The sequence below is a fragment of the Undibacterium sp. Rencai35W genome, assembly GCF_049340185.1.
In the GTDB taxonomy this organism is placed as follows: Bacteria; Pseudomonadota; Gammaproteobacteria; order Burkholderiales; family Burkholderiaceae_D; genus Undibacterium.
This window is the reverse complement of the sequence record NZ_JBMPPC010000004.1, coordinates 128,994-153,814: the sequence shown is the minus strand read 5'-3', so window position 1 is coordinate 153,814 and position 24,821 is coordinate 128,994. Positions and strand designations below refer to the sequence as shown.

The following is a 24,821-nucleotide window of genomic DNA, read 5'->3' as shown; positions in this document are numbered from 1 at the left end:
TCACCACCTGACTGTGGTTTGTGCTCTGCTTAGATGTTAAGTAGTTGATTTATATGGAAAAGTGAAAATTTACGGTAAGAAGTCTTGTTACATAACTTTACGTTGGAGATTTTAAAAATTGTCTTGATGTCATGCTGATTTTGACATCGCTTCATAGGGAAATTGCCCTGGCTCAGGCGTATTTCGAGAGCTGCAATAAAATGCAACGTAAGCTCACACTTCATTACAAATATCGATGCTTATTTACCTTCGCAACAACATTCACATCGGCTATAGTCTGTGCCGAGACAAAGAAGACCCGGAAGGACTCCGGAAGGACCCTCAGGTGCAAACAACAAAGATAAGATTGTTGCCCCACACAGAATGCATATCTTCTTCCCCCCCGCAATGGAGACAAGCGCTGCGCGTGGTGATCTGGTTCATTTTGCTGATGGTGGCGAGCTCATCAACATGGGCGGATTCATTGCAGGTACTGCACTGGTGGAAATCCACCAGTGAGCATAAGGCTGTCGATTTTCTGGCTGGCAAACTCGCGCAAGAAAACATCGTCTGGCGAGATGCAGTGATCCCCAGCGGATCCGGTGTCAGTGCCGGGATTGTACTGAAAAGCCGCGTCTTATCCGGTAATGCACCAGAAGTGGCGCAACTCAACGGCGTCTTGATCGGCGAGTGGGCAGAACTCGGTTTGTTGCTGGAATTTGATGCCGTAGGCAGCAATAATAAATGGGACAAAATTCTCTTCCCTAGTGTCTGGGCGCTGACGCAGTCTAAAGCGCACGTGGTTGCCGCCCCGCTGGGTATTCACCGCATCAATACTCTGTTCGTCAATCGCAAGCTGTTCAAAAAATACGATTTAGCCCTGCCAGAGACTTGGGACGAGTTTGAAATTGCAGCAAAAAAATTGCAGCAAGCTGGTGTCATCCCCTTAGCGCAGAGCAGCGAACCCTGGCAGCTGGCGACCTTATTTGAGACGCTGGTGTTATCAGAAGCCGGTGCCGGTTTTTATAACGATATTTTTGTTAAAAAAGAGCAGTCCGGTTTTTTAGATCCGCGTTTCGGTCAGGCCTTAAAACGCTTCCGTTCCATGAAAAAATGGATGGCAGCACCGGTGCAAGATCGTTCATGGAATGAGCTGGCAAGGCAATTCGCCGATGGCGGTGCCGCGATGATGGTAATGGGCGATTGGGTCAAGGCAGAACTGAATGCATGGGGGCTGGCGACGGACGTCGGCTTTGCCTGCATGGCAGTACCCCAGACCGAGAATTATCATCTCTACGATATCGATACTCTGGTCATGCTGGCGGGAGACGGTTCCCACAAAGCCGCTCAGGAAAAATTGGCGCAGATCGTTTTATCGCCTGGCGTGCAGGGAGATTACAATCAGATCAAAGGATCGGTGCCGGTTGTGCGTAATCCTGATATGAGCAAAATGGATAGTTGTGCCCGCACCTCGTGGAAATTATTTGCCCGCGGCAGTGCCGCACAAGTACCAAGTCTGGCGCACCGCATGGCGACCGATGAAATTTCTAAAGATGCGATCATCGCGGAGATTTATCGCTTTTTTATGGATGACCAAATTACCGTAAGCGATACACAGCGCCGCCTCGGCGCGATTGCCCGATCACTGAAAAAAACTTAGGCAGCAAAATATGAGTAGCACAACATGACACGCAAGATACTCGTGGTCGATGACGACCAAAAAACCAGAACCTTGTTGAAAGCGTATCTGGAAAAAAATCAATATGAGGTCAAACTTGCTCACAACGGTGAATCGTTTTTGACTGAATTTCAGCGCTATGCTGATGAATTGTCTTTAGTCATTCTGGACGTGATGTTGCCGGACACAGATGGGTTTGCCTTATGTAAGGTGGTTAGGAACCGCTCAAACGTACCCATCATTATGCTCACCGCCAGCTCTGATGAAACGGACCGGATTGTCGGTCTGGAACTCGGTGCCGATGACTACATTGCAAAACCTTACAGCCCTCGCGAACTACTCGCCAGGATTAAGGCAATCCTGCGTCGTACAGGTAATGAAAATGCTGCTGCGCCACGCTACTACCGTTTTGTCGGATTTACTCTTGACACAGTGGAACGTACCGTCAGCGACAGTCATGGCGAAGTGATTGCACTGACCGGCCTGGATTTTCAATTATTAAAATATTTTGTGGAACATCCTGGCGATATTCTTGACCGTAATGTGCTGTGCGAAGAGACGCGTGGCCGTGATGCGGGGCCGCTGGACCGCTCGCTCGATGTACAGATCAGCCGCCTGCGTCTGCGCCTGCATGACGATGGCAAGCAGCCTGCATTGATTAAGACGGTACGCGGTGCCGGCTATGTTTTTTCTGCCGATGTCGTCAGTACTCATGCCTAGTCCTTCTCCTGGTCCGTCGCTTAGACAGTCTCTTTCTCAGCGCCTGTTACACCGCATTCTTCCGCATTCTTTGCTCGGACGTCTGACGGTGGTGATGGTGGCAGGTGTCATGCTGACCCAGGTTGTCGGTAACGCTTTCTGGACTTCTCAGGTGCGCATAGAATCTGAGGCCGAAACTAAGGCGTCTTCGCAGCACGTCGCCCGCAGTGCGGCCTCGACCATGCGTTATTTTTTTGGATTGCCTTCAAACTACCGACCCCTGACCATCCAGCTATTCCGTGAAATGGGCGGTACCCGGTTTTTCGTGAATATCAACCAGCAACCCGTTAAGCTCAGAGAGATGACGGATAACCGGCTCACCACATTGGCGGTACAGCAAATACAAACCTCTCTCAAAGAGGAGTTGCCCAAGTTATCCAAGCTACACATAGGATTTGCCTGGCCTACCGATCTGGTGGTTTCTGATGACGGATCGCTGATCAGTGAAGTTCCGGAAAAATGGGTACAACATATTCTAATCACCGAACCCAATCCCGCGCCGATACTCGTGTTGCAGACAGAAATGGATGACGGTCGCTGGCTGTATATGGCGACGCTGATGCCGAACCCTTATTTCTTCAAAAGCGGTGATCCTTTTTCTCCTGACCGTGTGCTGCTGCAAGCGATGTCCCTGGCTGCGGTGCTGGTGTTGTCGATCCTCGTCGTGCGCTGGACCACGCGTCCGCTGGCGGCTTTGTCCGAGGCGGCACAAGCTTTTGGCAAGGGTGAGCATGCGCCGCCATTGCCAGAGACCGGCAGTAAAGAGTTTGTCAAAACCGCGCGTGCCTTCGGTGAAATGCGTGAGCGCATCCAGAAATATATTGACGATCGGGAGCGTCTGTTCGTCTCGATTTCACATGACTTACGTACACCGATTGTGCGCTTAAAATTACGGACCGAATTACTTGACGATGACGCAGTCCGTGCCGAGTTTCATGATGATCTGGATGAGCTGGATATGATGGTCAAGGGCGCACTGCAATGCGTGAAAGACAGTGATATTTACGAAAATCCTACCGAAATACGTCTCGATGCCTTATTGGGACGCATGGTAAAAGGTGCGCATCTTGCGGGCCATGAAATTTCGTTTAACGAGTCCGGCCTGACCATTTTTGCCAAGCCGCTGGCAATCAAGCGTGCGGTTGGTAATTTGCTGGACAATGCAATTCACTACGGCAAGCAAGTCGAGATCCATGTTGTTGAGCAGGCAGACAAAATCGCGATTGAGATCCGCGACCACGGACCTGGTGTGCCTGAAGATGCGTTTGCGAGTTTATTTGAACCTTATGTCAGGTTGGAGCATGGCCGCCATCAGAATGCGGCAGGCATGGGCTTAGGCCTGGGCATTACCCGCAGTATCGTACAGGCACACGAGGGTGAATTACAGTTAAAAAATCATCCTGAGGGCGGTTTGATTGCAACGATCCTATTGCCGGGGCGGCATGATGCTTTGGTCTCGCACTCAACAGAGCGCGACGCATAAGCTCGCATACGGACTTACGCAAAAAACTAAGACCTCTCACCACAGAGACACAGAGACACTGAGATACAGAGGAAAAGCAGGGGTAGCAGTAGCAGTATTAGCAGTATTAGCAGGAGAGCGCGGCTCCATGAAATATCGATTCAAGGGTTTTTATAATTTCTCAAAACGAATCCGCAGGCGGAATGGGCCTGTTGGCCCGAAAAACCTCTGGAAGCCGCATCCAGCCTACGTATTCAATATCGATAGTGACAGGCAACTTGTCGTTTTTGCGCAAGTCCTGACATATAACACTCACACCAGATTCCTACAAAAGAATTAAATAAGTAATGGGTATCAGTATTCGTGATATCCCTATTTTAATTCCGTATTTTCCTAAATCATCTTAGCGACCTACACTGTGAACACAGCAGATTTCAAAGGAAGTCGAAGAAGCGCTGCAGCGAAATTCATGAAGCTTCTTTTGATATTGCTTTGATTCGGTGAAGCCGGTGACTGGCGGGCGAGCAGCAGTTGGACTAGCTGTTGAGCGGTGGCATAAGCAAGATGTTGCTTTGTTATGAGCAATGCAGAATTTGCTTTCTCGCGCGCTTTCGTGCCCGATTGACATCGAATTTTTTACCGGATTCGAATAAAATGGCTGCTATCTCAGCCAACGCAAACTATCCTATACCCGATACCTCGCTATAGGTGACGAGCAAACTTGTGTCTTACCGGACACGACTCATGTTCTTTGCGATCTAAATCACAAATTTTGGAGCCACTATGTCATCTGACCCTACGATGGAGTCTGCTGGACTCACGTCCGCCTCAACTTCTGGAGCGCCTGCATCGCCTGCATCATTCGCACCAGACAGCACCGCAACCCCGAATTCCCCCGCTTCACCTCAGGTCAAATTGAATGACGTCAAACTCGATGATAAATATACGTCGAATAGCGGCACGATATTTTTGTCCGGCATTCAGGCCTTAGTCCGTTTGCCAATGATACAGCGCCAGCGCGATCTGGCCGAAGGTCTGAACACGGCGGGATTCATTTCCGGTTATCGCGGATCGCCTTTGGGTGGGCTGGATGAAACATTGTGGAAAACCAAAAAATTACTCGAAGATAGTCGCGTTAAATTTGTTCCGGGTGTGAACGAGGACTTGGCAGCAACCGCAGTCTGGGGAACACAGACCGTCGATCTGATCGGCCCTGCCAAATACGATGGCGTGTTTGCGATGTGGTACGGCAAAGGCCCTGGTGTAGATCGCTGCGGTGATGTTTTCAAACATATGAACCATGCCGGCACTTCCAAACATGGCGGTGTCTTGCTGGTTGCCGGTGACGACCACGGCGCGTACTCATCGACCTTGCCGCATCAGTCTGACCATATTTTTTCGGCTTGCATGATCCCCATGCTTTATCCCTGCAATGTGCAGGAATACCTGGATCTGGGTTTGCATGCCTGGGCCATGTCCCGCTACTCCGGTTGTGCTGTCGGTTTTAAAGCGCTGGCAGATACGGTTGAATCCAGCTCCTCGGTGGATGCCGATCCCTTCCGCTTAAAGATTGTCTATCCCTCCGATTTTGTGATGCCAGAAGGTGGATTGAATGCCCGCCTGTCGCTGGATACGCTGGGGATACAGGCGCGCAAGCAAGAAGCGCTGATGCAGGACTACAAAATCTACGCAGCGCTGGCGTATGCCCGTGCGAATAAGCTGAATCACACCACCATCGATAGCCCTCATGCCAAGCTCGGTATCGTGGCTTCCGGTAAGTCTTACCTTGATGTACTTGAGGCGATGGAAGAACTTGGTATCGATGAACAATTCGCCGCTGAGATCGGTATTCGTCTTTATAAAGTCTCGATGCCATGGCCGCTGGAGCCTGACGGCGTGCGCGAATTTGCGCAAGGACTGGAGGAGATTCTGGTGGTGGAAGAAAAGCGCCAGATGGTCGAATATCAACTTAAAGAGCAACTCTACAACTGGCGTGACGATGTGCGTCCGCGCGTGATCGGTAAGTTCGATGAAAAAGGCGAATGGGTTCATCCACGTGGCGACTGGTTGCTGACATCGAAGGCAGATTTCTCCGTTGCGCAAATTGCTCGTGTCATCGCGGCACGAATTGCCCGCTTATTTCCGTCACCTTACACCAGCGATCTGATCAAAGCGCGTCTGGCTTTTTTAGAAGCAAAAGATGTGGTGCTGAACAAGGACGTGAACACGCCGCCACGTCCGGCGTATTACTGCTCCGGTTGTCCGCATAACACCTCGACTAAAGTGCCTGAGGGCAGTCTCGCGCTGGCAGGGATTGGCTGCCATGTGATGGCGACTGCGATTTATCCCGAATTTAATAAGCTCACTACGCACATGGGCGGCGAAGGGGCGCCATGGATAGGACAAGCGGCATTCTCGACTTTGCCACATGTGTTCCAGAACCTGGGTGACGGTACTTATTTTCACTCGGGTTATCTGGCAATCCGCGCCGCGGTCGCTGCCAGAGTCAATATCACGTATAAAATTTTGTACAACGATGCCGTCGCCATGACAGGCGGACAACCCGTCGATGGCACCATCACGGTGCCGATGATGGCACAGCAAATGGCGGCGGAAGGCGTGAAGCGGATCGCATTGGTGACCGAGGATTTATCGAGATACGTCGACCGTTCCAACTTGCCCGACTTTTTGACCTTGCATGACCGCAAGGATATGGACGCCGTACAGCGAGAATTACGTGAAATCGAAGGGGCGACTGTGCTGATCTATGACCAGACCTGCGCCGCTGAAAAACGTCGTCGTCGCAAGAAAAAAGAATTCCCTGATCCGAACCAGCGCATGTTTATCAACGAAGCCGTGTGCGAGGGCTGTGGTGATTGCGGCGTGCAATCAAACTGCACCTCTATCATGCCGCTGGAAACCGAATTCGGCCGCAAACGCACGATCGATCAATCCTCCTGCAACAAGGACTATTCCTGCGTCAAAGGATTCTGCCCAAGTTTTGTGACGGTAGAAGGTGGCACCTTGCGCAAGTCAAAAACCGGAACTGCCAAGACCGATGATTTCGGCGGATTGCCAGAGCCGGTATTGCCAGCCTGCGCAGCACCGTACAACATCTTGTTGAATGGTATCGGTGGTACTGGTGTGATTACGATTGGTGCCCTGATCGGCATGGCGGCGCACCTGGAGGGTAAAGGCGTGTCCGTGCTCGATATGACCGGCATGTCGCAGAAGAATGGCTCGGTGACGTCCCACATCCGTATTGCCGACAACGTCGCGCGCTTGCGTGCGCAGCGTATCGCGACCGGTGAGGCCGATCTGATTTTGGGTTGTGACATGCTGACCGCCGGTGCGCATGATGCGATCTCGAAGATGCGTGCTGGTCGCACTCGTGCCGTCGTCAATACGCACGAACAGCCAACCGGCCCTTTCGCTAAAAATCCTGACTGGCAGTTTCCCGCAGAATCGGTTGAGCAACTGATTGCTGAGGCGGTCGGCAACAAGGTCGATTTTATCAATGCCACCCGATTAGCAACAGCCCTGATGGGCGATTCGATTGCGACGAATCTGTTCATGCTCGGCTTCGCCTACCAAAAAGGCGCCATTCCGGTTTCCGAAGCGGCCTTGATGCGCGCCGTCGAGTTAAACGGCGTTGCGATTGAGTCGAATAAAAAAGCCTTCCTGTGGGGTCGCCGTGCTGCTGTTGATCTGGCAAAAGTAGAAAAAATTGCGATCCCGTCGTCGCCTGTCATCGTGCAGATGCCGCAAAGTCTGGACAGCCTGATCAAGCGTCGCGTGGACTATCTGACGGCTTATCAGAATGCTGGCTACGCTCAGCAATATCAAGCTCTGGTGAGTCAGGTTCGCACAGCCGAAGCCGCGCTTGGTGCTGGCAATAAACTGGCAACTGCCGTGGCGAAGTATGCATTCAAGCTGATGGCTTATAAGGATGAATATGAAGTGGCACGCCTGTACACCGATGGCCAATTTACCGACAAACTGAAGCAACAGTTTGAAGGCGATTTTTCTTTGAAATTCAATCTGGCGCCGCCGCTGTTATCGAAAAAAGATGGTCAGGGTCATCTGATCAAAGCGCAATATGGTTCCTGGGTCTGGCAGGCGTTTAAGCTGCTGGCAAAATGCAAAGGCCTGCGCGGCAGCAAGCTTGATCTCTTTGCTTACACCGATGAGCGCAAAGCCGAGCGCGCCCTGATCGTCAATTATCGCGAGACGATCACGAACCTGCTGAGTGGATTAAACAAAGACAATCTGGAGAAAGCGATCGCCCTTGCCAATTTGCCTGAGCACGTTCGTGGTTTTGGTCATGTTAAAGAAAAAGCCATGAAAAACTACTATGCTGAACAAGCACGTCTGTTGCAAAAACCGAAAGCACCCGTGATCGGCGAGATTACCCGCGCTGCCTGAGGTGTTTGAATTGTCTGAAGTGTTCTAGATGTTCGTCTTCTAGCAAAATGCTTGCGGGAAGACGAATTTGAGCAGTTTTTAGATATTCTTTAGTGCCATCCGCAATGCCGACGCGGCTTTTCAGGCATTTTTGGCTGGAAAGCGGCATGGATAGTGCGGATTGGTTGTCGAGAATTTTAAAAAAACCGATCTAGCAGGTGAGTTTGGCGTGAACAAACTCTGTCTGATTTCCCATGCTTAGTATAGGTTTTTTAGCATTTCCTTTTAAAACGCTGAGTTGTTATTTAGATTGACGTTTACGTTAACGTCATATAACTTAGGTGATCCAACCCGAGACCGACACAAAATTGAAAGAGCGCTAGTTGCACCGTCCCGCATATCGACAGATTGAGACGTGCGATTGGTACGGCGGTGAGCTGTAATACTGCCGGAGCAGTTTTTGTATCCATCCTGAAATTATTAGAAAATCCAGATTGTTGAGGAAGACATGACCGACCTGTCCGTAGCCCAAAAACTGACCGAATATAAACCAGCCAATAAAGTCCGCTTCGTCACAGCGGCGTCCCTGTTCGACGGCCACGATGCCTCGATCAATATCATGCGACGCATCTTGATGGCGAACGGCGCAGAGGTCATTCATCTCGGGCACAATCGCTCGGTAGAAGAAATCGTCACCGCCGCGTTGCAGGAAGATGCGCAGGGGATCGCGATTTCCAGCTATCAGGGTGGTCATGTCGAATATTTTAAATACATGATCGACTTGCTCAAGCAGCGCGGTGGCGAGCATATCAAGGTATTTGGCGGTGGCGGCGGCGTAATCGTGCCGGATGAAATTGCCGACCTGCACGCTTACGGCGTCACGCGGATTTTTAGCCCTGAGGACGGACAGCGTCTCGGCCTGGTCGGTATGATCCTGTCGATGATACAAGCGTGTGATACCGACCTGTCGAGCTACGCACCGACGACGATTGATCGTTTGCAAAGTGATGATATCGTCGCGATTCATCGTCCGCTGGCCCAGTTGATTACCGCTTTGGAGAATGATCGTGTCGCACCGGAATTGCGCCATGCCTTGCATCAGGCCGCCGACAAGATCACTGCCCCGGCTTTTGGCATCACCGGCACGGGCGGTGCAGGTAAGTCATCACTCACCGACGAGCTGATACGCCGCATACGTCTGGATCAGGATGATCAGCTCAATATCGCGCTTATTTCTATTGACCCCTCACGTCGCAAATCTGGCGGTGCCTTGCTCGGTGACCGTATCCGCATGAATGCGATTAATCCCTGGGGCGGCAAGCTCAAGGTGTTCATGCGTTCACTGGCAACGCGCGAAGCCGGGTCTGAAATTTCCCAGGCTTTGCCAGATGTCATCGCTGCCTGCAAGGTTGCCGGCTTTGATCTGGTGATCGTCGAGACCTCCGGTATCGGTCAGGGCGATGCGGCGATCGTGCCGCATGTTGATTTGTCGATGTATGTGATGACACCGGAATTCGGTGCAGCGTCGCAATTAGAAAAAATCGACATGCTGGATTTCGCTGACTTCGTGGCGATTAATAAATTTGACCGTAAGGGCGCACAAGACGCCTTGCGTGATGTAGCAAAGCAGTATCAGCGTAATCGGGAAATGTGGACCAAGAAGCCGGATGAAATGCCGGTCTACGGTACGCAGGCATCACGTTTTAACGATGATGGTGTTACGGCCTTATATCAAGGTATCTTGCCTGCGCTGGCTGAGCGCGGCCTGAAAATTACGCCAAGCAAACTCGCGCCAGTCCATGCCAAATTTTCCAGCGGAAAAAACGTCATCGTACCCGCCGCACGGACACGCTATCTTGCCGAAATCGCCGACACAGTACGCCAATACCACAAGCACACCGGCAAGCAAGTTGTCTTTGCCCGTGAGCGCCAGCAGTTGCAGGAGTCATCCCGCATGCTGCGTGAGTCGCTGGATAAAGTAGGGCGTAACGCGGTAGCGTTAGGAGATAAAACTCCAGGCTCCCCGCTGGAGACACGCTTGCGCGAAAACGACATTCTGTTTGAACTGAATACCCTCGCAGAAGAAAAAGACGCCCACCTCGACGCCGAATCTAAAAAACTCATCACCATGTGGCCCGACATGCAGGCCGCCTATTCTGGCGATGAATACGTCGTTAAAATCCGCGACAAAGAAATCCGCACTCAGCTTGTCAGCAGCACCTTGTCAGGTACCAAAATCCGCAAAGTCGCGTTGCCACGCTTTGTCGATCATGGCGAAATCCTGCGCTGGCTGATGTTAGAAAATGTCCCGGGTTCCTTCCCGTTCACGGCCGGTGTATTTGCATTCAAACGCGAAGGCGAAGACCCGACCCGCATGTTCGCCGGTGAAGGCGATCCATTCCGTACCAACCGTCGTTTTAAACTGGTGTCGCAAGGTATGGATGCCAAACGCCTGTCCACTGCATTTGATTCGGTGACTTTATACGGTGCTGATCCGGCGATTCGCCCTGATATTTACGGCAAAGTCGGTAACTCAGGTGTGTCGGTCGCAACTCTGGAAGACATGAAAGTGCTGTACGACGGTTTCGATCTCTGCGATCCGGCGACCTCGGTGTCCATGACGATCAACGGTCCGGCACCGACGATTTTGGCCTTCTTCATGAACACCGCCATTGATCAGCAAATGGACAAGTTCCGCGCTGACAATAAGCGCGAACCGACAGCGGACGAATCCGCAAAAATCCGCGCATGGGTATTGATGAATGTACGGGGTACGGTGCAGGCCGATATTCTGAAAGAAGATCAAGGTCAAAACACCTGCATCTTCTCAACCGAATTCTCACTCAAAGTCATGGGCGATATTCAAGAGTATTTCGTGCATCATCAGGTGCGTAATTTCTACTCGGTATCGATCTCCGGCTATCACATCGCTGAAGCAGGTGCGAACCCGATTTCGCAATTGGCATTCACCATGTCGAATGGCTTCACCTTCGTCGAAGCCTACCTCGCACGCGGTATGCATATTGACGATTTCGCCGCGAATCTGTCCTTCTTCTTCAGCAACGGCATGGATCCCGAGTACACGGTCTTAGGTCGCGTGGCACGTCGTATCTGGGCAGTCGCCATGCGCGACAAATACGGCGCGAACGACCGTAGCCAAAAATTGAAATACCATATCCAAACCTCAGGCCGCAGTCTGCACGCACAAGAGATCGACTTCAACGATATCCGCACCACACTGCAAGCCCTGATCGCGATCTACGACAACTGCAACAGCCTGCACACCAACGCCTACGACGAAGCAATCACCACACCGACTGACGAATCCGTACGTCGCGCCCTGGCGATTCAGCTCATCATCAACCGCGAATGGGGCCTGGCGAAAAACGAAAACCCAATTCAAGGCAGCTTCATCATCGAAGAACTTACCGATCTGGTAGAAGAAGCGGTCATGCAAGAATTCGAACGCATTGCAGAGCGTGGCGGTGTCTTGGGCGCGATGGAAACCGGCTACCAACGCGGCAAGATACAAGAAGAATCCATGCACTACGAACACCTGAAGCACGACGGCACCTTGCCGATCATCGGCGTCAACACCTTCCGCAATCCAAAAGCCAACGACACACCGCAAAAAATCGAACTGGCCCGTTCGACAGACGAAGAGAAACAATCCCAGTTATCCCGTCTGGCAGATTTCCATCAACGCCACGCCCACGAAGCGCCAAAAGCACTGGCCGCATTACAACAGGCAGCGATCAATGATGAAAACGTGTTTGCGAAATTGATGGAGGCTGCGCGGGTCTGTTCTTTGGGGCAGATTACGACAGCGCTATTTGAGGTCGGGGGCCAGTATCGCAGGAATATGTAATAGTCCAAAACAGGCATATATAGCCATATGTAGCCATATATAGCCAAATATAGTCGGATGCAGTCACATGTTCGGCGGGTGTAACCCGCCGATCCTTGCATTTGACGTCATGCCAAGCATCACACATTGCACTTGCCCTTGTGGCCTCACGTCACTTATGCGTCGACACAACAAACTTGCCGCTCAATCACCCGCACCATTAAAAAGCCTCGACGTCAGACACACCATCTCAAAAAGATGGTGTAAGCCAAATCACCCAGAAAAAAGCGTACCGAACTTACCTACAGCCTACCTGATGACAAGCTGCAACGCCAATAACGCAAATGTCCGAACATTAGATCAAGCAAACGCGGTTTTGCCGAGGTGATGTTTTTGCCCATTTGGTTATACTGGATATTTGATCAATATAACCAGAGACACGCAGCATCCATGCGCCTTTCCAGCGAGTTGAAACAAATTGTCTATTTTTAATTTGTCGGTTATCTTTGCAAAATGAAAATTAAATCGCGTTATAGCGCATGAAAATCGCGGACACCTCTGTTGTCGAATCTTTTGCTGAGCTTGCGCTTGGCTATTGTCATTGGTGCGAAAATACGATTATCACTGTCAGCCATGCGTCACAAATATCGGCATGGCTTTGTAAGTTACATGGAGCCGGACTTAATTTACCAAAAGTCGGAATGGGCTACTGGGGCGATGACCTTCCCGAATTGCCGCAGGCGCAGTTGACAGTTGTAAAAGATAATTTATCCGATCTAAATGGCTTCTACTACAGTGAATATTTTGACCCTGATCCATCGCTTATCTCAACAAACGAACCCGGATTAGGTGACGTTGGAGATGACTTACTGGATATTTATAAAGACTTAAAGCATGGCATTGTAGATTATCAGCTTGGTAAAATAGAGGGTGCACTTTGGTATTGGTCACGGATGCATGGTGATCATTGGGGACGTCATGCTGTCGGTGCTATTTTCGCTTTGCATTGCCTCGTAATTTCAAAGGATGTGAAGAATGAGCTATAACATTGCGCTCAAGTCGGAACCTGCGCTCGTTGGTGTCTCGACGTTCAGCCATGTAGGGCGGGTGCAACCCGCGCTGTAAATTAGACCCAACGATTTATCGTTCAAATATCCTTTCAAGCATTAAATCACCATCGCGGCATCTTGGAAATTCTGGCGGCGCGGGTTGCACCCTCCCTACGATTTTTTTCGTTGTGATTTTCACTTTGTTTCGTGCATGATAGGCTTGCGGTTTCTATCTTATTGAGCTCATTTTCATGTCCCGCTATCGTCGCGCTAACATCAAAGGAGCTACGTATTTCTTTACGGTGGTAACCGAGCGTCGGCAAGCGATTTTGACAAATGAAGATGTACGCGAAGCTTTGCGTGCTGCGATTATCAAGGTACGAGCATCACATCCGTTTGAGATTGATGCTTGGGTTTTGCTCCCGGATCATTTACATTGCATCTGGACTCTGCCAGAGGACGACGCTGATTTTTCTACACGCTGGCGTTTGATTAAACGCGAGGTCACGGTTGCGGTTGGTGCTAAATATTTTCGTGAAGAATTTCATACTCAGCGCCGAGCGCAAAAACAGCAAGGCACCATTTGGCAGCATCGATTTTGGGAACATTTGATTCGCGATGATTATGACTACGAGATACATATGGATTATCTACATTTCAATCCGGTTAAACATGGCTTGGTGGAAACCGTAAAAAAATGGCCTTGGTCGTCGTTTCATCGCTTGGTTAGTGATGGTATGTACCCCGATGAATGGGGTACGCAATAGCTTTAGCCAATTTTTTATGGGATAGACCGTCGAGTAAAAAATATTAGATAGATACAAGGAAGTTCATCGCAATATTTGCAGAATATAAATAATACGAAACCGTATTACGTCAGGCGGTGGCGTTGAATATTTCTTTTATACCTTGAAAACGTTGATGCTGGTGCTGCATGCCTCATCATGTAATGAATTGAGAAGCTATTATGTTGCCCAGATCGAGTTCAGGGGCAGTATTGCAGCGATGTGTAAAGAATTAAAAAAATCCCGGAGCAATCCGGGATTTTTTGTATCAATGCGTTATTTCTTTATTTAAAAATTGCAATTCGGGAAATAAATGGCTTGTCGGGAAATTTTACACATTGAGTTATTTTCTATGAAAATGTAACAGACTGGTTACACTTTTTTCTAGATAAGCGCTTGATTTGTAAAAGATTTTTTTATGCGATGTAACAATTGGTCTGTTTATTGCTTTAAGGTAGGTAAAGCATGCTTCATTGTCGGCGGTCAGATGCTTTTATTACTTTAATAATCAAACAAACTCAGGGAAAAAAATGTCCTTCTTTTCTAAATTTAAAGCAGCAGTGCTACTGTCTGTAGCCATGATGGTTGGTGCTTCCGCTAACGCTACGCCAATTTTCAATAACGGTTCTTATACTACGAATATCGGTGGATATTGCTCTTCATGTGGTACTGCGGGTCAATACACGATGTTTGATGATTTCACGCTGACGAATGCTTATAGCAATTTGCAAGTGGAATGGGATGCGAGTTTTTTTCATCCTTTGAGCACAAACATTATTATTAAAATCTGGTCCGCTAATAACTCTGGATTGTTGTACACAAAAAATACTAACTTTGTGAACAACGACTATTACACTGTGAATACGGGCAGTATCAACGCTAACGCCAATATTACGACCGCATTTACTCTGACAGGCGTTAATCTGTCTGCAGGTACTTATTGGTTGTCTTTGTCTGGTGACGACATGCATTTCCAGGGCACAGGTAACGGCAGTCAAATCGCTGCATCTCAATTGGGTACTGGATATGCACCAAACCAAGGTTTAAACATTCCATTCAGATTGTATGCAACTAATGCCGTTCCAGAGCCGTCAGGTCTGTTCTTGTTTGGCTTAGGTCTGCTTCTGTTTGTCAGCGTAAGACGCTTTGTAAAATAAACGGTTGTACTCGTTAGCAAAAAATCCCGGACTGGTTCCGGGATTTTTTATGTGCGCGTACATCTGAGTTGTGGATATCAAAATGGCTTTCAATTTTTTAACTTTGCACAAATAAGCTCTCCATTTTCTTCAGGCGCGATTACAAGTGCGAGAAGTGCTAACGTAGGTCAATATTTTCACCGCAATATAATCTTTATCAACTTTCTCGCCTGTTCCTGACTAACAGGTTTTGCTTATGTTCCTTTCTCTAACCGACAATATCTGGCATGTTCAGCATGCATTTGTTGTGAGCGGTGTGCCGATCACATCGCGCATGACGATTATCCGATTGACGAGTGGTGCACTTTGGGTGCATTCGCCGGTGCCTGTCGATAGCACAACTAAAGCGCAGATTGATGCCTTGGGGCCTGTCGAATTTATCGTTGCTCCGAGCAAGGCGCATCATTTGTTTGCGAAGAAATTTGCTGAACACTATCCGTCTGCGAATTTATACGGAGCGCCGGGACTTGCTGATAAACGTCCTGATTTAAGGCGCTTGCAAACCTTGACACCTGAGCCAGGGATATGGGCGCCGGAATTGTCCTATCTGCTTTTTAATGGCATTCCTTTCGCCAACGAAACGGTGTGGTTTCACATGCCGACCAAGACCTTGGTGCTGACCGATCTGTGCCAGTGGTGGCAGGGTGATTTGCCGTGGCAATCAAGATTGTGGAATGGGCTGACGGGCGTGCGCCAGCGATTTGATGTGCCGAGGTCGGTAAGGATGCTGGTGCGTGATAAGGCGGCGGCTAAAGTAAGTGCTGGCAAAATATTGGAGTGGCCAATACAGCGTATCGTCATGGCACATAATTCTGTGATTGAGCAGAACGCGCACAGTGAGCTGGAGCGCGCATTCCGGCATTTTTTGTAGGGAATTGAAAATTGTATTTGTATGAGTTCGGTATTTCTTATAAAAAGCTGTCCTATTTTTCTACGAATCAATAGGAACGAATAGGAATGCACAGGAATGAACAGGAATAAGATCGTGAAAGGATTTTTGCATGTCTGCTTATGAATTAGCACAACTGAATATCGCTGTCATGAAAGAGCCGCTCGATTCGCCCGTGATGGCTGATTTTGTCGCGAACCTTGATCGTATTAATGCGCTCGCGGAGACCTCAGAGGGTTTCGCGTGGCGACTGCAAACAGAAGAGGGCGATGCGACAGCAGTACGTCCTTTGGGAGACGAGACCTTAATTAATATGTCGGTCTGGCGCGATGTTGAATCCCTCAACAAATATGTATACGGATCTGCTCATGTTGAGATTATGCGTCGTCGCAAGGAATGGTTCGAACGCATGCAGGAGTCGTATGTCGTGCTCTGGTGGGTGAGCAAAGGACATCGCCCTAGCCTGGATGAGGCAATCGCAAAATTAGCTTTGCTGAGATCAGCAGGACCGAGTGAGGCTGCATTTACTTTTAAGAATCCGTATGCACCACCCGATGCGATCCAGAGTCGCTCTCCCGCATCATTTGACGATGCCTGTCCTGCAAACTGAGTATGTATATTTGATCAATTTTGTGTGTACAGACTGATTCAGCTCAAAGTGATCGCACAAACCTGCGAGCAAGCAAAGGCGTCCGGTTATACTACCGGCCTTGTTTACTTATGCTTTAACGCACTTTGAAAGAATGTATGTCAACACTACCAGCTTGCCCGCAATGCGCCATGGAAAATACTTATCCTGATGGCGATAACTATATTTGTGCTGACTGCGGTCACGAATGGCCAATGGTGGCCAGTGCGACTTCAGAGGACAGCGACGACAGAATCGTGAAAGATTCTAACGGTAACGTTTTGAGTGATGGTGACGCCGTTGTGTTGATTAAGGACCTCAAGGTCAAAGGTTCTTCGACCACCTTGAAAATGGGAACGAAGGTCAAAAGTATTCGCTTAGTCGGCGGCGATCATGAAGTCGATTGCAAAATGGATGCCGGTAGTTTTATGCTGAAGGCTTGTTATTTGAAGAAAATCTAGCGCTTCAAGTTTATTCAATATGTGCGGCAGTTGTCGCAATTTATTCTGCGGGGTAGCGCCAAATACGCCATCACAAAGCGTTCGCCGAAACAAAGTCATTATCTATTTTTAATTTCGAAGCTATCTTTTTTGTGTAAAAAAGAATAACATTTCCTTGATCAATTATCTCATTGACCTGTCTATGCCAAATATTTGCAGATGATTAGCAATGCGTATTGAGATTCTTTACTTAAGGGAATTCTGACAAAGTGCAGAAGTCGACCTGATCGCATCAGGTCGTGACTACTATAACTTAGTGACTTAATCAGACGTTCCTCAATCTTGATATTGAAAGGGTTACGTCTGTGTATCAGCGCGCTTACATCTATTTTTCTCTGGCAACGCTTGTCGCCTTTCTCGGTTTTTTCCCCTCGTATTTTTCACGTTTAGGCTCCACAGATGCGGCTCACCATTTCCACGGCATCATGGCCTCTGCATGGATGCTGATGCTAGTGTTACAGGCTTGGCTGATGCGGAAAAAGAAAATGGTGCTACATCGCAGCATCGGTAAATTGTCGATCGTGATCGCCCCCTTGTTTTGGGTATCGGGTTTGTTGGTGATGCACGTGATGCTGGCGAGTGACAGTCCGTTTTCTAAGGTGTTTGGTAAGCGCTTGGCTTTTCTTGATCTGACCACTGTCTTGTATTTTGCCTTTGCGTATATCGCGGCGATTTACTATCGATCCAATGTTCAGTTGCATGCGCGGTTTATGGCATCGACGGCGATACTGGTGTTACCTCCGGCGCTGGCTCGCTTCCTTGGTAACTATGTTCCGGGAGTCAGTTCGTTTGAGATGGGTGTTCATGGTAGCTATCTGATCAGCGAACTCATCGTCGTTTTGTTATTGCTGGACGATAAGCGACTGGGACGCATCCGCTTGCCGTATGTCGGATTGCTGTTATTACTGCTCGTGCAGCATCTAGGCTTTATGAGCATGCATCATGTAGAGGCGTGGGTGCAATGGTGTAATTGGTTTGCTGCGCTTTAAGTTACTTGCCATTCCATTTGCTGGAAAACGTGTTGATTATTCGATGGCATCTTGCTGACACCAGGTTCTAATTATTTTTATGCATCCAGAAAACTTACAACTCCTTGTGACGCGCACCATGCCTTACGGTAAATACCAAGGCCGTTTATTGGCAGACTTGCCGGGGCATTATCTCGGCTGGTTTGCGCGCGAGGGTTTTCCTCAAGGTGAGCTGGGTAGTCTGATCGCCTTGATGTATGAGCTGGATCACAATAACCTGCGGTCCCTGCTGGATCCTTTGCGATCAGCGTGATGGTACGTCATCCGGATTGATGTAAAAAACCAGAACTCTTCACCGCTAAAAATAGACAAGAGTAAGCGGTGCTGATGTGTTGATTTTAAAAATGAATCCGCAAGCCAGATGCACCTCCTGGCACGAAATGCCTCTGGAAGCCGCATCCAGCCTGCGGTTTAGTGTGATTTTCGGCAGGTAGTCTTTCGTTTTACCTAGGTCTTGTTAATACACATCACGTCTGTATCTGCCATCGTCCAATAATTGTTCTAAGACCTCGTCGCCAATGATCTGTCTCAGTGCGCGGTCAACACCATCTGCCATGCCCGCCAGGCTGCCGCAGACATAGATGGCGGCGCCGTCTTGCACCCATTTCAGGAGCGTTGCTGCATTGTCCAGTAGCTTGTCTTGAACATAGATACGTTGTTCCTGATCGCGTGAAAACGCCAGATCGAGTCGTTCCAGCAAACCTTGATTTTGCCAGGTACGGATTTCTTCGCGGTAGAAAAAATCCTGATGTTCATTTCGCTCGCCAAAGATTAGCCAGTTCGATTGATGTCCGTCGGCTGCTCGCTGTTTGAGGTGGGCGCGTAATCCTGCCAAGCCGGTACCGTTGCCAATCAAGATCATGGGCTGACCAGTAGCAGGTGGATGAAAACTACGGTTTTCACGAATGCGTACGGCAATGTCAGAACCTACTCTGGCATACGCTGTCAGCCAGCCGGAGCCGATGCCGAGTTTGCCGTTTGCCTGCTTTACCTGGCGTACCAAGAGCTCAAGTGCGCCATCTGTTGGAATCGACGCAATCGAATATTCACGATGGGGTAGTGTGACCGGATCACTGGAGGTTCTGATGTGGTCAGGAGGAAATTCGGGACCGATTTCTACAATATCGCCCGCGCGCCACTGCGGCTCACTGTCTGCTGGCGGTGTTAAAACGATGTGAAACGCGGCGCCCCCAACACTACCCGGGTTGAGCAACTGGCGTGTGCTCAGGGTCCAACGCTCGTAGCTGGGCTGGCTCCAGTCCGCCATGTCGGTATGACCGCTCAGAGTGCCGAGATGATGCTGCCAGTGACGCAGCGCTCCTTCGTCACCATTATCGACCTCGACCAGGTCAAACAAACCCGATGCATGATGTTGCCTTAACCATTGATCGAGCTGATGGCCGAACGCACAGTAATGCTGGTAATTGCGATCACCGAGCGCGAGTATGCCGTAGTTCAATCCAGACAGATCAAGTTGCTGGCTCATCGCATGACGAGTGAATTTTGCTGCCTGATCCGGAGCGTCGCCTTCTCCTGTGGTACTGACGATAAATAGGAGGCGAGATAAAGTGTGCGACATCTGCCGGAGCCGCTCAGTCGTCAGATCCTTGATGGACATGAGCTGCACGGACATATCAGCGTCGTGCAGGCTCTGTGCTGTCTGACGGGCTAATTGTTCGGCATAACCCGTTTGGCTCGCGTACACAACGACGATAGCCGGATGAGCATGGCCGGATGTCAGTGCCGGTAACAGATCGGGTTTGCGCGCCTGATGTGCCTGTCGGATCGCACTACAAAACACCAGATAGGCGAGGACAACCAGCGCGGCGAGTGAGTAAGCCTGCAGTGCAGGCGTCATGCCCAGAGCGTGATGACCCAGATAGATGCCGCAACAACTTAGAAATATAAAAAGTCCGGTCAGCAAGAATGGCTTGAATCGTTCAAACATAGGGATTAATTTATGCATCCAGCATCGCCTGCATGGCGTTACTCATATGCTCGGTAAAGTGATTGTCGGTATTGTCGCGGGCTACGTCATAAGATAAAAACAGCGCCGCAACATGCAGTTGATTGGCGTAGGCCAGACCTTGCTCTGCTCCCATGACCATCATAGCCGTCGCCAATGCGTCTGCCACCATACATTCCGCATGACATACCGTGACAGAGGCAAGCGGATGCGTGACCGGATATGCGGTACGCGGATCAATCGTATGAGAATAGCGATGGCCATTTTTTTCTATATAACGACGGTAGTCGCCGGACGTGGCGACGGATAAACCATGCAATGCAAGGATATTCATCCGATCCTGCGCAGAAGGTGTAGCTTGTCCTATAGCCGGAGCTTGTTCCAGTTCTACCCACCAGGGCTGGTGATCTGGCTTGGTGCCAAAGCCGCGTAACTCACCACCGACTTCGACCAGATAAGATGGAATCGCTTGCGATTCCAGATAGCGGGCAACTTGATCGACACCGAAGCCTTTGGCAATCGACGATAAATCGATTGCCAGCCCGCCTGGCTGGTAAGCACGCTGATGTACCCGGTCAAGTTGGAGCTTTTGCCAGCCTGAGGATTGCTTTGCTTCTTGCAAGGCTGGATCGCCCGGCAAGTCATCATACTTGTCCGGTCCAAAGCCCCAAAGATTGACGATCCGGCCAATACTGGGATCGTAGGCACCGGCGCTTTGCTGTGCGATAAAGATGGCGTAATCCAGTACCTTAAAAAATTCCGCAGGCAGGCGATGCCACGTACCCGCAGCAGCCTGATTAAATTGACAGAGATCAGAACTCGCCAGCCACGTACTCATCTGCGCAACAACTTGATCGAGTTGTGCCTGAATACCTTGTTCCAGCATCTGAAGCTGGTTCTGCAACTGTGGCCCGCCAGAGACAAGCAGTTTTACCGACCAGGTAGTGCCCATGGTGTGACCGGATAACGGCATAAGCTGCGCATCCGGCGGTAGTGCGGGTGGTTCAGTGAAGCTGAGAGGGATAAATACCTGTTTCATTAAAGCGGACTTTGTTTTGAAGCTTGTTATGGTCAGGACTTACGCAAAAACCAAGACCTCTCACCACAGAGGCGTGGGGGGCTCAGAGATTCGGAGACTCAGAGAAAAGGTAAGAGTCAACAAGGCCATGATGAGTCGATGAAAGGGTTTTTAGCAGTTTTCTAAAACGAATCCGCAAGCTGGATGCGGCTTTCAGAGGCATTTTGTGCCAGCAGCCGCATCCAGACTGCGGATTCGATGTGAGTCGTAATGTTAGTAGTGATGTAAGCAGCAATGTAAGTGTCTACCAGCAGCTAGCGTTTTACGTCAGTCCAGATGGCGATTATTGAGGCAATACTTCCAGCGTAGCGACATAGCTCGCGCGTCGTTCTTTTGCCCCTTTTACCGTTGCCTTATCGTCTTTGACCGTGGCTTCCAGCCAGTACATACCTGCGTTCGCTGTATTGATGGTGAACTTGCCGTCAGCATCGGTGGTCAGCAATTGCTCATCAAGTTTTTGACGATAGCGAATGCCACCCAAGATCACACTGACCTGAATTTTAGCCGCAGGTTGTCCGTCCAGCATCATGCGGAAATTCGCTTTTTCACCCGCCACCAGATCATTCGGATGACTGATTGCCTGCATCTCCAAACCCTTGCCTGTGATCTCGAGTGACTTGGTACTAGGCTTGCCGCTCGTGACAAAGGTATCGATACGCGCTTGTGCTTGCGTGACTTGCAACTCCTCTGCGTCAGCGGGAATTTCTTTGCTCATGTTGTCTGCCAGACCGCGCCAGCGTTTTGGTGTTCCTTTGTCTTTGTAGCTTGCCATGACATTATCGTTCAAGATACTTAGCTTATAGGTGCCGGCAGTCGCCAGGCGCAGATCAAAGGTGCTGCGGAGCTTGCTGGTATTCGCATTCTCTTCTTTAATTACACTGCCGTCGGGCGCAATAATTTTTAAACTGTCGAGTCGTAATGGCATGTGGTCAAGATAAAACATATCACTGGCGACAGCGGCGTCTACCGTGATCCAGGGCGCATTAGCCGCCGTGACGGTCGATGACGGTAGCAGGAAAGCACGATGAGCCTGCGCTGCGAACGGTGCAGAGACAGCGAGTGCGAGAGTGAGGAATTTGAGAGCGACGATGTTAAGATGGAATTTCATAGTGATGTCGGTGCCTTAAATTTTTATGGTTTGACGGTGAGACTGACCTGACCCAGCTCATGACTGCCTTGGGCTTTTGCCGTTTGTTCTGTTTTAGCATTCCATTGGAAAGGCAGCTTCACGACTTCACGGCCACCGCCCTCGCGGGCTGCTTCTACTACCAGCTGATATTCACCGGCAGGCAACTTTGCCAACACGCCCTTATCACCAGCAAAACTGATACTCTGTTCACCGACAACCCGGGTCGCACCGCTGACGCCATCGACCGGCATCGCCAGATCGCGACCACTGCGACGCCACCATTGGCGCAAATCCTTCAACCATTTTGCGCCTTCGTTATCGCGTTTTTTCAGGTCATACCAGACGGACAGATTGCCTGCAAAAGTCTGATCCGGACTTTCTATCCATACCGCCACATAAGGACGATGGTATTCCGCGACGTTGAGGCGAGGTACTTCGATTTTGACTGTCAGATCCGCAGCCATGCTGCTTGTGCCAAGCAGGCTGGTGATCGCAAAAGGGAGCAATTTACGCATGAACAATACCTCACAAAATGAAAGAAAATAAAATCCGGATAACTAGAAAAAGCTCAAGGAGCAAGTAAAAAAATCGGAGGCGGCTAGTGCACAAACAGGATCGCCAGCAACAAGGGCAAGACCAGGCCAAGACCGACTATCGGCCAAGTGATTGGGCGATTAGCGGTGTGCATTTTTAAGAGGAATAAACCGGTAATACAAAAAATCAGACAAGCGATCGCAAACAGATCAATAAACCAGCTCCAGGCGTTTCCGGCATTGCGACCTTTATGCAGATCGTTGAAATACGCGATCCAGCCGCGATCCGTCAGTTCAAATTCGAGTTCGCCATTATCCAGAGCAATACGCAGCCAGGCATCACCACCGGGGCGCGGCAGGGATAAATACACTTCCTCCGGTGACCATTCTGCGGCTTGCGTATTGACGCGTACGGACAGCGTTTGTTCCAGCCATTGACGTACTTCGGCGGGCAGCGGATCTTTGTCACTGTGCGGTGTTTTTTGAAGTTGCTGAAGTTGTGTCAGTAAAGCTGGCGGTAACTCGGCAGATTTTTTCGTGACCTGCGGATGGGCTTCTATCTGCGCAGAGTGATTCAGCGTGATGCCAGTCGCAGCGAATAACAGCATGGCGATCAGACAAAGTGCCGAGCTGATCCAATGCCACCGATGCAGGTGGCGCAGCCAGAAGGCACGCTTCTGCTGTTGACTGGGATCGGGGCGGTGATGTGCGACTTTTGTCGTGGCACTGGTATTGGGCATGTCGCTTACGCCATCCGCCGTATAGCAACGGACAGACGTTCTAAATGATAATAATTCTCATTATAGAATAAAACATGTTGTGAAAAGCAACTTATTCGGGTTTTTTTGTAACGGCTTGTTGATACCGATAACAGCATTACCGCCAATAAAAAAACCACAAGCAGCGACGTCTTATTTCAGGGATCGCTACTTGTGGCTCATATAGGTTCGTACTATCTTGTGATGCTTATGTTTCGTCTGGTGCTAAGGCCTGGCGAATATCTTCATATTGTAATTGCGGGGCAAATTGCACGATGAAATCGAGAATGTAACTACGCAGATAAGCGCCGCGCCGCACTGCCAGCCGGGTGACATTCGGTGCAAACAAATGACTTGCAGGCAGAGCTTGCAGTGCGCTGAAGCGGCGCGTGTCGATCCCGGTTTCTACCGCCATCTCGGCCACCAGTCCCACGCCTAATCCGAGCGCCACGTATTGCTGAATCACGTCAGAATCCATCGCGGTGAGCACGATATCCGTACGCAATCCCGCTTGCTGAAACGCCTGATCAATATGGCCGCGACCGGTAAAGCCGACATCATAGGTAATCAAAGGATAATTCGATAAATCTTCAAGCGTGATCGGTGTTTTTCTCAACAAAGGATGGCCGTCCGGTACCACGATCACATGGTTCCATTCGTAGCAGGGAAACGATACCAGATCCTTAAACTGCGACAAGCCCTCTGTCGCAATACCCACGTCTGCTTTACCCGACAATACCCACTCAGCGATATGCTCAGGTGAGCTTTGTTGCAAGGCGATGCGCACATCCGGGAAGGCACTGCGAAATCCCTGTACCACTTTAGGCAACACATACCGTGCCTGCGTATGAGTGGTCGCAATCGTCAGCGTGCCTTTGGTCTGATCAGAATAGTCATCACCTGCCTGACGTAAATTTTCTGCTTCGATTAATAAGCGTTCAATAATTTTCAGAATGTCTTTGCCCGGCTCGGTCAGGCCGGTCAGCCGTTTACCGTTGCGCTCAAAAATATCGACACCGAGCTCTTCCTCAAGTTCGCGTATCTGGCGGCTCACACCGGGTTGTGAGGTGAACAAAACATTGGCAACTTCGGTCAGGTTATAACCGCAACGCGCTGCTTCTCTGATCGAGCGTAATTGTTGGAAATTCATACT

19 protein-coding genes are annotated in these 24,821 nt (G+C 49.8%); 13 read left to right on the top strand and 6 right to left on the bottom strand.

Features of this window, described 5'->3' with window-relative positions:
• Nucleotides 1-406: 406 nt before the first annotated feature.
• From ACO0K3_RS10275 to ACO0K3_RS10215, 13 genes are all read left to right on the top strand, one after another.
• Nucleotides 407-1,639: an ABC transporter substrate-binding protein gene (locus tag ACO0K3_RS10275; protein ID WP_422984276.1), complete on the top strand. Its 1,233-nt coding sequence runs from the start codon at nucleotides 407-409 to the stop codon at nucleotides 1,637-1,639.
• 24 nt (nucleotides 1,640-1,663) lie between these two features.
• Nucleotides 1,664-2,377 carry a response regulator gene (locus ACO0K3_RS10270; protein WP_422954916.1) on the top strand — a complete coding sequence of 238 codons (714 nt, stop codon included), beginning with the start codon at nucleotides 1,664-1,666 and terminating at the stop codon, nucleotides 2,375-2,377.
• Nucleotides 2,370-3,899, top strand: a complete 1,530-nt coding sequence (locus ACO0K3_RS10265) for an ATP-binding protein (protein WP_422984274.1) — start codon at nucleotides 2,370-2,372, stop codon at nucleotides 3,897-3,899. Before ACO0K3_RS10270 ends, ACO0K3_RS10265 begins: the two co-directional genes overlap by 8 nt.
• A 762-nt stretch (nucleotides 3,900-4,661) precedes the next feature.
• Complete coding sequence (locus tag ACO0K3_RS10260) at nucleotides 4,662-8,303, top strand: indolepyruvate ferredoxin oxidoreductase family protein (protein WP_422984272.1); 3,642 nt, start codon at nucleotides 4,662-4,664, stop codon at nucleotides 8,301-8,303.
• Between the two features lie 487 nt (nucleotides 8,304-8,790).
• Nucleotides 8,791-12,150, top strand: coding sequence for a fused isobutyryl-CoA mutase/GTPase IcmF (gene icmF / locus ACO0K3_RS10255; protein WP_422984270.1), 3,360 nt, complete (start codon nucleotides 8,791-8,793; stop codon nucleotides 12,148-12,150).
• A gap of 518 nt (nucleotides 12,151-12,668) precedes the next feature.
• The gene (locus ACO0K3_RS10250; protein WP_422984268.1) at nucleotides 12,669-13,175 is read left to right on the top strand and encodes a DUF5063 domain-containing protein; all 507 of its coding nucleotides are present in this window, start codon (nucleotides 12,669-12,671) and stop codon (nucleotides 13,173-13,175) included.
• A gap of 254 nt (nucleotides 13,176-13,429) precedes the next feature.
• The gene (locus ACO0K3_RS10245) at nucleotides 13,430-13,945 is read left to right on the top strand and encodes an REP-associated tyrosine transposase (protein WP_422984266.1); all 516 of its coding nucleotides are present in this window, start codon (nucleotides 13,430-13,432) and stop codon (nucleotides 13,943-13,945) included.
• 548 nt (nucleotides 13,946-14,493) lie between these two features.
• Nucleotides 14,494-15,120 (top strand): PEP-CTERM sorting domain-containing protein, encoded by a 627-nt coding sequence (locus ACO0K3_RS10240; protein ID WP_422984264.1) that lies wholly within the window; start codon nucleotides 14,494-14,496, stop codon nucleotides 15,118-15,120.
• 235 nt (nucleotides 15,121-15,355) lie between these two features.
• Nucleotides 15,356-16,030: a DUF4336 domain-containing protein gene (locus ACO0K3_RS10235; RefSeq protein WP_422984262.1), complete on the top strand. Its 675-nt coding sequence runs from the start codon at nucleotides 15,356-15,358 to the stop codon at nucleotides 16,028-16,030.
• 130 nt (nucleotides 16,031-16,160) lie between these two features.
• Nucleotides 16,161-16,658: a DUF3291 domain-containing protein gene (locus ACO0K3_RS10230; protein ID WP_422984260.1), complete on the top strand. Its 498-nt coding sequence runs from the start codon at nucleotides 16,161-16,163 to the stop codon at nucleotides 16,656-16,658.
• Nucleotides 16,659-16,795: 137 nt separating this feature from the next.
• Nucleotides 16,796-17,137: a zinc ribbon domain-containing protein YjdM gene (locus tag ACO0K3_RS10225; RefSeq protein ID WP_422984258.1), complete on the top strand. Its 342-nt coding sequence runs from the start codon at nucleotides 16,796-16,798 to the stop codon at nucleotides 17,135-17,137.
• 344 nt (nucleotides 17,138-17,481) lie between these two features.
• A complete protein-coding gene (locus tag ACO0K3_RS10220; RefSeq protein WP_422984256.1) occupies nucleotides 17,482-18,165 on the top strand; it encodes a hypothetical protein in 684 nt (227 codons plus the stop codon).
• A 79-nt stretch (nucleotides 18,166-18,244) separates the two neighbouring features.
• Nucleotides 18,245-18,457 carry a DUF3820 family protein gene (locus ACO0K3_RS10215; protein ID WP_422984254.1) on the top strand — a complete coding sequence of 71 codons (213 nt, stop codon included), beginning with the start codon at nucleotides 18,245-18,247 and terminating at the stop codon, nucleotides 18,455-18,457.
• 204 nt (nucleotides 18,458-18,661) lie between these two features.
• Here the strand turns inward: ACO0K3_RS10215 and ACO0K3_RS10210 are convergent, their stop codons facing one another.
• The 6 genes from ACO0K3_RS10210 to ACO0K3_RS10185 all read right to left on the bottom strand — a co-directional run bounded on the left by ACO0K3_RS10210 (nucleotide 18,662) and on the right by ACO0K3_RS10185 (nucleotide 24,818).
• On the bottom strand, nucleotides 18,662-20,170 hold the full coding sequence (locus ACO0K3_RS10210) for a sulfite reductase subunit alpha (RefSeq protein WP_422984252.1): 1,509 nt from the start codon (nucleotides 20,168-20,170) through the stop codon (nucleotides 18,662-18,664).
• Complete coding sequence (locus ACO0K3_RS10205) at nucleotides 20,163-21,209, bottom strand: FAD:protein FMN transferase (RefSeq protein WP_422984250.1); 1,047 nt, start codon at nucleotides 21,207-21,209, stop codon at nucleotides 20,163-20,165. Before ACO0K3_RS10205 ends, ACO0K3_RS10210 begins: the two co-directional genes overlap by 8 nt.
• Before the next feature lie 322 nt (nucleotides 21,210-21,531).
• A complete protein-coding gene (locus tag ACO0K3_RS10200) occupies nucleotides 21,532-22,356 on the bottom strand; it encodes a DUF4198 domain-containing protein (protein ID WP_422984248.1) in 825 nt (274 codons plus the stop codon).
• Nucleotides 22,357-22,379: 23 nt separating this feature from the next.
• Complete coding sequence (locus tag ACO0K3_RS10195; protein WP_422984246.1) at nucleotides 22,380-22,892, bottom strand: DUF2271 domain-containing protein; 513 nt, start codon at nucleotides 22,890-22,892, stop codon at nucleotides 22,380-22,382.
• Between the two features lie 83 nt (nucleotides 22,893-22,975).
• Nucleotides 22,976-23,650: a PepSY-associated TM helix domain-containing protein gene (locus ACO0K3_RS10190; protein WP_422984244.1), complete on the bottom strand. Its 675-nt coding sequence runs from the start codon at nucleotides 23,648-23,650 to the stop codon at nucleotides 22,976-22,978.
• A 226-nt stretch (nucleotides 23,651-23,876) separates the two neighbouring features.
• Complete coding sequence (locus ACO0K3_RS10185; RefSeq protein ID WP_422984242.1) at nucleotides 23,877-24,818, bottom strand: CysB family HTH-type transcriptional regulator; 942 nt, start codon at nucleotides 24,816-24,818, stop codon at nucleotides 23,877-23,879.
• Between the last annotated feature and the right edge of the window lie 3 nt (nucleotides 24,819-24,821).